This is a genomic window from Cyanobium sp. N5-Cardenillas, assembly GCF_024345515.1.
In the GTDB taxonomy this organism is placed as follows: domain Bacteria; phylum Cyanobacteriota; class Cyanobacteriia; order PCC-6307; family Cyanobiaceae; genus Cyanobium.
Genome location: NZ_JAGQBG010000150.1, coordinates 1 through 7748 on the forward strand (window position 1 = coordinate 1; position 7748 = coordinate 7748).

At 74.3% G+C, this 7748-nt stretch carries 9 protein-coding genes; 5 read left to right on the plus strand and 4 right to left on the minus strand.

Annotated elements, in window-relative coordinates:
• From KBZ04_RS11855 to KBZ04_RS11865, 3 genes are all read left to right on the plus strand, one after another.
• A partial coding sequence (locus tag KBZ04_RS11855) for an iron-containing alcohol dehydrogenase (protein WP_254992123.1) occupies nt 1–1074 on the plus strand: 1074 nt, incomplete at its 5' end.
• Nucleotides 1071–1991, plus strand: a complete 921-nt coding sequence (locus KBZ04_RS11860) for an alpha/beta fold hydrolase (protein ID WP_254992124.1) — start codon at nt 1071–1073, stop codon at nt 1989–1991. The genes KBZ04_RS11855 and KBZ04_RS11860, both read left to right, overlap by 4 nt.
• The gene (locus tag KBZ04_RS11865; RefSeq protein ID WP_254992125.1) at nt 1988–2446 is read left to right on the plus strand and encodes a DUF1499 domain-containing protein; all 459 of its coding nucleotides are present in this window, start codon (nt 1988–1990) and stop codon (nt 2444–2446) included. Before KBZ04_RS11860 ends, KBZ04_RS11865 begins: the two co-directional genes overlap by 4 nt.
• Here KBZ04_RS11865 and KBZ04_RS14290 read toward each other — a convergent pair.
• Nucleotides 2397–3932 carry an NAD(P)-binding protein gene (locus KBZ04_RS14290; RefSeq protein ID WP_315860115.1) on the minus strand — a complete coding sequence of 512 codons (1536 nt, stop codon included), beginning with the start codon at nt 3930–3932 and terminating at the stop codon, nt 2397–2399. The genes KBZ04_RS11865 and KBZ04_RS14290 overlap by 50 nt on opposite strands.
• Nucleotides 3933–3944: 12 nt before the next feature.
• On the opposite strand from KBZ04_RS14290, the gene KBZ04_RS11880 reads away from it, so the two are divergent.
• Nucleotides 3945–4250, plus strand: a complete 306-nt coding sequence (locus KBZ04_RS11880) for a hypothetical protein (RefSeq protein WP_254992129.1) — start codon at nt 3945–3947, stop codon at nt 4248–4250.
• Between the two features lie 93 nt (nt 4251–4343).
• Nucleotides 4344–4946, plus strand: a complete 603-nt coding sequence (locus tag KBZ04_RS11885) for a DUF2993 domain-containing protein (RefSeq protein WP_254992126.1) — start codon at nt 4344–4346, stop codon at nt 4944–4946.
• Between the two features lie 7 nt (nt 4947–4953).
• Here KBZ04_RS11885 and KBZ04_RS11890 read toward each other — a convergent pair whose 3' ends face one another.
• The 3 genes from KBZ04_RS11890 to KBZ04_RS14295 form a co-directional block, all read right to left on the minus strand.
• Complete coding sequence (locus KBZ04_RS11890; protein WP_254992127.1) at nt 4954–5871, minus strand: phosphatidate cytidylyltransferase; 918 nt, start codon at nt 5869–5871, stop codon at nt 4954–4956.
• A 10-nt stretch (nt 5872–5881) separates the two neighbouring features.
• Nucleotides 5882–6481, minus strand: coding sequence for a precorrin-6Y C5,15-methyltransferase subunit CbiT (gene cbiT, locus KBZ04_RS11895; RefSeq protein ID WP_216910874.1), 600 nt, complete (start codon nt 6479–6481; stop codon nt 5882–5884).
• Nucleotides 6482–6486: 5 nt separating this feature from the next.
• Nucleotides 6487–7748 (minus strand): aminotransferase class I/II-fold pyridoxal phosphate-dependent enzyme (locus KBZ04_RS14295; protein WP_315860116.1); only part of this gene is annotated, 1262 nt, incomplete at its 5' end.

The following is a 7748-nucleotide window of genomic DNA, read 5'->3' on the forward strand; positions in this document are numbered from 1 at the left end:
GCTCCGGCCTTGGTTCTTCGCGGTGGCGGAGCTTGGGTCCAGGCCCTGCCTCGGCTTGTGGCCCTGGCTCAGCGTCCTTTCCTGCTGGGGCGCAGTGCCGCCACCTATGGGCTGCGCCAGCAGTTGCTCGTCGATCTGGAGCAGGCCGGTGCCCGCCCGGTGGCCGGTCAGCCCTTTCGCGACTGCTGCGACGACGACCTCGGGCCCCTGGCCCAACAGGCCCGCGCCGCCGGCTGTGATGCCCTGATCGCCGCCGGTGGCGGCAAGGTGTTGGATGCGGGCAAGCTGCTGGCCCACCGGCTTGGCCTGCCCTGCATCACGGTGCCCACCAGTGCCGCCACCTGTGCCGGCTGGACGGCCCTGGCGAACCTCTACACCCCCGAAGGCGCCTTCCTGGGCGATGTGGCCCTGGCCCGTTGCCCGGACCTGCTCGTCTTCGACCACGATCTGGTGCGGCAGGCTCCAGCGCGCACCCTGGCCAGCGGCATCGCCGATGCGGTGGCCAAGTGGTACGAGGCGTCGGTGAGCAGCGGCTCCAGTGGTGATGGCCTGGTGCAGCAGGCGGTGCAGATGGCCCGCCTGCTGCGCGACCTGCTGCTGCTGGAGGGGGAAGCCGCCCTGGCGGACCCGGGCAGCGAGGCCTGGGTGCGGGTGGCCGAGGGCTGTGCCCTCACCGCCGGCCTGATCGGCGGCATCGGCGGCGCCCGCTGCCGCACCGTGGCCGCCCATGCCGTCCACAACGGCCTGACCCAGCTCGCCGCCACCCACGGTCGGCTCCATGGCGAGAAGGTGGGCTTCGGGGTGCTGGTGCAGCTGTGGCTGGAGGAGCAGCTGGCGGGCAACCGGCTGGCGGCCCAGGCCCGTCGCCAGTTGCTGCCTTTCTTCCGCCGGCTGGGGCTGCCCACCGATCTCGAGGCCCTGGGGCTCGGCGGAGCCACCCTGGAGGAGCTGCGTCAGGTCTGCCGCTTCGCCTGCCGGGAGGGCTCCGACCTGCACCACCTGCCCTTCGTGGTGGCCCCCGAAGACCTGCTGGCCGCCATGGTGGGCGCCACCGCCGACCGGCAGCAGGCGTGAACGCCAGCCTCCTCAGCGCGCCAACCGGCCGCGAACTGGTCAGCGCCGCCGCCGACTCCCTGCTCGACCCCCAGGGCCGCGCCCTGGCCGCCCAGGTGCAGTGGTGGGAGCTGCCTGGGCACCCCGAGCGCTGGCCAGTGGCCGTCCTGGGGCAGGGGCCGCCGCTGCTGCTGCTGCACGGCTTCGACAGTTCCTTCCTGGAGTTCCGCCGCCTGGCGCCCCTGCTGGCGGTGGGCCATCGACTGCTGATCCCCGACCTGCACGGTTTCGGTTTCTGCCCCAGGCCCGCCGAGCGCGACTACACCCCGGAGGCGGTGCTGCGTCACCTGGACGCCTTGCTCGAGGCGTTCGATCGCCAGGAGCCTGCTGGCGTGCAGAGGCTCGGCCTGATCGGCGCCTCAATGGGCGGCGCGGTGGCGGTGGCCCTGGCCCGGCGCCACCCCGGGCGCTTCGAGCGGCTGCTGCTGCTGGCCCCGGCCGGACTCACCGGCCGGCCCATGCCCCTGCCGCCCCTGCTGGATGGGCTGGGCGTGCGCTTCCTTGCCCTGCCGAAGGTGCGCGGCGGCCTCTGCCGCAGCGCCTTTGCCGATCCTGATCGGGACGTGGGCCCGGCGGAGCTGGAGATCGCCTCCCTGCACCTCCGGGCGCCGGGCTGGGCCGAGGCCCTGCGCCGCTTCGCCCGCAGCGGTGGCTTCGCCGGCTGTGGCGCGCCCCTGCCCCCCCAGCCGCTGGCGGTGCTCTGGGGTGCCGACGACCGGATCCTGCGCGCCCCGCAGAAACGGGCCGCCCAGGCCCTGCTGGGGTCCCGCATCACCGAGCTGGCGGCCTGCGGCCACCTGCCCCACATCGACCAGCCCGAGCGGGTGGCATCCGCCTGGCTGGCCGAGCCCTGCGCCCCGATCCCCACCCACCCATGACACCGGCTTCTCCCCTGTCCCTGCCGCGCCTCGTCGCCGGCCTGCTGCTGCTGCTGCTGCTCGGCCTCCCCGGCCCGGCCCAGGCCTCGCTGCTGCACCTGGAGGGGCCGGTGCCGGCGGAGCTCGGGGTGCATGGCGGCGCCCTTTCCCCCTGTGCGGCGCCGGCCCACTGCGCCCGGGTTGACTGGCCGCTCACCGACCCAGCGGCGTCCCTGGCCGCGCTGGTGCCTGTTCTGGAAACCACCGAGGGCGTGAGGATCGTCGAGCGCGAAGGGCCCTACCTGCATGCCACCGCCACCAGCCGGCTGTTCGGCTTCGTGGACGACCTCGAGCTCCTGGCCCTGCCGGCCACCGGGGTGGTGCAGGCCCGCTCCAGCTCACGGCTGGGGGATTCGGATCTGGGTGTCAATGCCCGTCGGCTGGTGGCGTTGCGGCAGCAACTGCCTGGCAGCTGAACTGTTCGATGGCCCCCCGGCGGTGCAGGAAGCGGGGCTGCTGCGGGTCCTCCAGGCTCCACCACCAGAGACCGTCGGTGTAGCTGGGCGGACCGGCATTGTTGGTGCGCGGCAGCTGCAGACGCAGGTCGCGCCACTCCAGCAGCACCGTGGCGCCGGGCACCGTGCCACCGGTGGTGTTGGGGATGCCCGGGGCATCCACCGCTCCGTTGTCGCTGGTCGCCAGCAGCAGGTCGCCGTCGCAGCGGTAAGGGACGGCGCCGGCCGCCGCCGCCAGCGCCGGCCCCCCCAGGCTGAGGCAGAGCAGCAGCGCCAGGGCCAGCAGCCGGCCCGCCAGGGCCTGGGCACTGCGCAGGGCCCCTTCGATGCGGCCGAAGCCCGCTCCTGCGATGAAGTCGCCGCAGAAGGCCACCCGGCTGGCGGGGCAGACCATGGCGGCCGGGGGAAGGCCGGGGGCCACGGGAAAGGCGGCCCCCCAGTGCATCAGTTGCCGTTGGCTCACCCCTGCCAGGGCTTCGCCGCCACAGGGCCGCTCCCCGAGCCAGGGCTCCAGCGCGCCGGCGACGGCCCCCTCCAGGGCGGCCATCGCCGGGCCGTCGGCGGCCGGTACACCATGGGCCACGACGCCGCAGCGGCCGTCGGCCAGGGGCTGAATCGCCAGCCGCCGCAGCCCCCAGCGCCCCTGGGCCTCACGGTCAAAGCTGAGCAGCCGGAAGGGCAGGGACAGCCAACGGGCCGCTGCGGCGGGCTTGATCGTGAGCATCAGGTTGGTGCGGGCCTCCATCTCCATCCTGGCGAGGGCGGCGAGGGCCGAGGCGAGGTCCCCATCGTCCAGGCCCTCTGTCGCCTGCAGCAGTGGCACCTCCGACCAGCCGAACCGCTCCATGGCGCGGGGATGGGCCAGCAGGGTGCCGGTGAGCACCAGCCAGTCGGCGTCGCCCAGCACCGCCCCGTTGGCGTCCGCCAGCCGCCAGCCCCCTTCGTGGCGCACCGCCAGGTGGCGCACCAGGGTGCCGTAGTGACCCGTGGGGCTGGGTGGCGGCCCCTGGGCCTCGGCCAGGGCCAGCAGGCCGCGGCAGAGGCCGTCCATGCCCTGGCGGCCCCGGTACAAGGAACCACCCAGCAGGGGATCGGCCGCGGCTGGCCCCAGGGTGCCGTCGGCCTGCAGCGCCGCCGCCGGCTCCCGCCAGGGCACGATCCAGCCCCCCTCCCGCAGGGGGGCCACCAGTTTCGGTTCGGGGTCCTCCAGCAGGTTGAGCAGGGGTGCCCCATGGTCGATGTGCCAGGCAACGTCCTGGCGGCAGCGACGGGTGGCGGCCCGGCCGCCGGGACCCCGACCCGCCTCCCACAGGTCGATCGGGCCGTCCCAGCCGCCTCGCCGCAGCCCGGCGGCCAGGGCACAACCGGCCACTCCGGCGCCGATCACCGCCAGCGATGGCGCGCCTGGCCGCCGCGACTGGCCAGACTCAGCTGAGGATCCAGCCATGCCGTGATGACGATGACGCCTAAAGACAAGACCATCCTGGCCGCGTCGGCCCCCTGGCTGGGGGCCCTGCTCAACGTCGTGCCCGGCCTGGGCACCGGTTACATCTACCAGCGGCGCTGGCGGGCCTACTGGATCACCTCGGCCATCGCCACGGCCTGGTTCCTGCTGGGCGCCGTGCTGGGCGGTGGGGCCAGCGCGACGGACCTGGCCGCCCCCGACCCCCTCAACCAGCTGGTCGGCCTGGGGGGATTGCTGCTGCTGGCGGCACTGACGGCCGCGGAGGCCTTCCGCGAGGCCCGTCGGGCCCGGATGGAATGAGAATCTGAGGACCCCTGTGCCCCCTGCCGGCGGATGAGCGAGACACCAGCTGGCGACCGTCCCCCCGAGGCACCTGAATCCGCCGGCCCGGTGATGGCCCTACTGGCCAGGGGTCTGGAGCTGTGGCTGCGGCAGCAGTGCGAGGCCATCGAGCGGCTGGAGATCCGACTGGAGGGTTCGGGGCTGCGGCTGTTGCGGGGGCGCCTCGACGGGGTGCGACTGCGGGCCCGGCGAGTCGTCTACCAGGCGATGGAGATCGAGGAGGTGGAGCTGCGCTGTGACGGGATTCAGGTGCGCATGGGGTCCCTGGTGCGCAATCAGGCGGTGAAGCTGGAGCAGCCCTTCCGCATCCAGGGGCTGGTCAGCTTCAGCGGCGACGGCCTGAGCCGTTCCCTCAGCACCCCGGCCTGGCGCGGCCTCGGCGATGGCCTGGCCGACGACCTGCTGGGCCTCACTCCCCTGGCGGGGCTGCGCATCCGGGAGGACCGGCTGCTGCTGAGGGCCTTCGCCAGCGGCGACCGGGAGCCGGTGGAGCGGGAGGTGGCGGTGCGCGCCGACGGCGGCACGGTGGAACTGCGCTGCGCCGAGGGGTCCCCCCATGCCCGGCTGCCGATGGATCCCAACATCCGCATCGAGCGGGCCGAGCTCGGGGCCGGCCTGCTGCACCTGGAGGGGGAGGCCCGGGTCTCCCCCTGAGGGGTCCTCAGCCCTGCTGCAGCAGGGGCAGCACCAGGGTCACCAGGGAATAGACCACCGCCGGTACGAACAGGTAGCTGTCGATCCGATCGAGAATGCCACCGTGGCCGGGGATCGCATCGCCGGAGTCCTTGAGGCCCGCATCCCGTTTCATCATCGATTCGGTCAGGTCGCCCACCAGGGCGAACAGGGACACCACCGCCCCCAGCACCGCCCCGATCAGCCAGCCCCAGCGCCAGCCCAGCAGCACCCCTCCCACGCCCCCCACCAGCAGGGCACAGAGCACCCCGCCCAGGGCCCCCTCCACCGTCTTGCCCGGGGAGATCGGCGACAGGGCATGGCGGCCCAGGCGGCGACCGATCACGTAGGAGCCGATATCGGTGGCCACGATCATCAGGCAGGCCAGCAGGGTGAGGGCCATGCCGGGACTCCAGGGCCAGCCCAGGCCCTCCAGGGCGGGGGCCAGGGCCGGGTCGGTCAGGTCCCGCAGCTTGATCCAGTGGCTGGGCAGGAAGCCGAGATAGAACAGCCCGAACACCGAGGCGGCGATGTCGGCGATGGTGCCGGTGACCGGCTGGAGCAGCAGCCAGCCGCAGATCACCGCCCCGGAGGCGGGCAGCACGGCTGCCGCCACGTCGCCCGCCACGTCGCCCGCCATGGCGCCCCCCGGCCAGAGGCTGCCGGCGGCCACCTGGGTGGAGACCAGCAGCAGCTGCACCGCCACCAGGGTGGTCTTGGTGGCGGGACGGATGCCCTTGAACTGGGCCATGCGGAAGAACTCCAGCAGGCCCAGGTGCACGATCACCCCCACGGCGACGGTGAACCACCAACCGCCCAGGCCCACCACCACCAGCCCGAAGCCACCCGCCAGCCAGCCGCTCAGCAGGCGGGACAGGGAGGTGGCGGGGCGGGGGGCGGGAGGCAAGGGTTCGGACTCAGCGCTCGGCGGCGATCACGAACAGCGGTTCGGCCGCCGCCAGCTTGGCCTGGCTGCCGCGGCGCTGCATGCGGTGCACGGTGGCCTGCACCACCTGCACATCGTGGGCGCCCAGCTGGGCGAGGGTGTCGGTGGCCTTCACCAGACCCTCCAGGTTGACGGTGCTGATCACCAGCCGTCCGGAGGGCTGCAGGGCCCCCCAGACGGCCCGCAGCACGTCCTCCAGGGGCCGGCCCACCTCCAGCAGCACCCGGTCGGGGTTGGGGGGGAGCAGGGCCAGACCCTCCGGGGCCTCGCCGGCGTGGATGTGCAGGTTGTGGATGCCGAAGCGCTGCCGGTTGCGTTCCAGCAGGTCGATCGCCTCCGGATCCCGCTCCAGGGTGTGGACGGCGCCGGTGGGCATCAGCCGGGCGATTTCCAGGGCCAGCGCGCCGGTGCCGCCACCCACGTCCCAGACGAGCGAGTCGGCGCGGGGGCGCAGGTGGGCCAGCAGCATCACCCGCAGCTCAAGTGGCGTCGGGCTGAAGCCCGGGGCGTCCTCGAAGGCGCTGTCCGGCAGCCCGGGGGTGACGAAATCCCAGTGGAAGGGGTTCGGCAACGGGCTCACGAACCGACCACAACGCTCACCGTATCAGCGATCTGGCCGGGCCAGAGGCGCCGTTGGCCCTGCAGCCAGTCGGCGCGGGCCGGATCGATCCGCTCGCCGGGCACCAGCAGCGGAATCCCCGGCGGGTACGGGCAGATCGGTGCCGCCGCCACCCGGCCGGAGGCCTCCTCCAGGGGAACAGCCTCGGCGGGGCTGCGCCAGGCCACGCCGATCGGCAGCTCCGGCGCCGCCAGCAGCGGCAGAGGGGGCGGCGTGAACGGGGGCAGCGGCGGCCCGCCGAGGGTCCGGCGCAGACCCTCCAGCTGGCGCGGCAGGCGCCGCTCCATCCCCCGGGGCGGGTTCAGCCCCAGGCAGAAGGTGAGGGCGCCGGGTTCCGGCAGCTCCGCGATCACCCCCCGCTGCAGCAGCCAGGTGTCGGCCTCCAGGCCGTTGATCCCCAGGGGGGCCGTGGCCAGCACCAGGCGCAGGGGATCGCCGTTGGCCACCAGCGGCAGGCCCAGACCCTCCAGCCCCTGGCGCAGTCGTCCGGCCCGGGCCACGGCCCGCTGGCGCTGGCGCCGGCCGGCGGCGCTGGCGCCGTGCTCCAGAGCTGCTGCCGTCGAGGCCAGCAGCAGCGCACTGGGGCTGGAGGTCTGCAGCCACAGCAGGGCCCGCTCGATGGCCTCCGCTGCCACCCGGTCGCCCTGGGCCAGCAGCGCCGCGCTCTGGGCCAGGCCGGTGCCGCTCTTCTGCACGGAGAGCACCACCAGATCGGCGCCGGCGGCCAGGGCTTCGCCGCTTCCGTGGGCCTGGTCCACCAGCACCGGCAGGCCGGCCCTGTGGGCCAGGGCCACCAGGGCCGGCAGGTCGGCCGCCAGCCCCTGGTAGGTGGGGTCCACCAGCACCAGGGCCGCCGCCGGTTCGCCGGGCAGGGCGGCGGCCACCGCCAGCACCTGCTCCAGTCGCCGGGGCTCCGGCGGCCGCCACAGGCCGGTGAGTGGATCGATCGTCAGGTCGTACAGGAGCGGTTCGATCCCGCCCAGCACGCAGCCGTGCAGCAGGCTGCGGTGCAGGTTGCGGGGCAGCAGGACCCGGGACCCGGGCGGGCCGAGGGCGAGCAGGGCCGCCTGCAGCAGCCCCGAAGCCCCGTTCACCCCGAACCAGCAGCGCTCCGCCCCCAGCAGGCTCGCCGCCCGTTGCTGGGCCTCGGCCACCGTTCCTTCCGGTTCGAGGGGCCCGCCGAAGCCGGGCCGTTCCGGCAGATCCCAGCTCCCCGGAG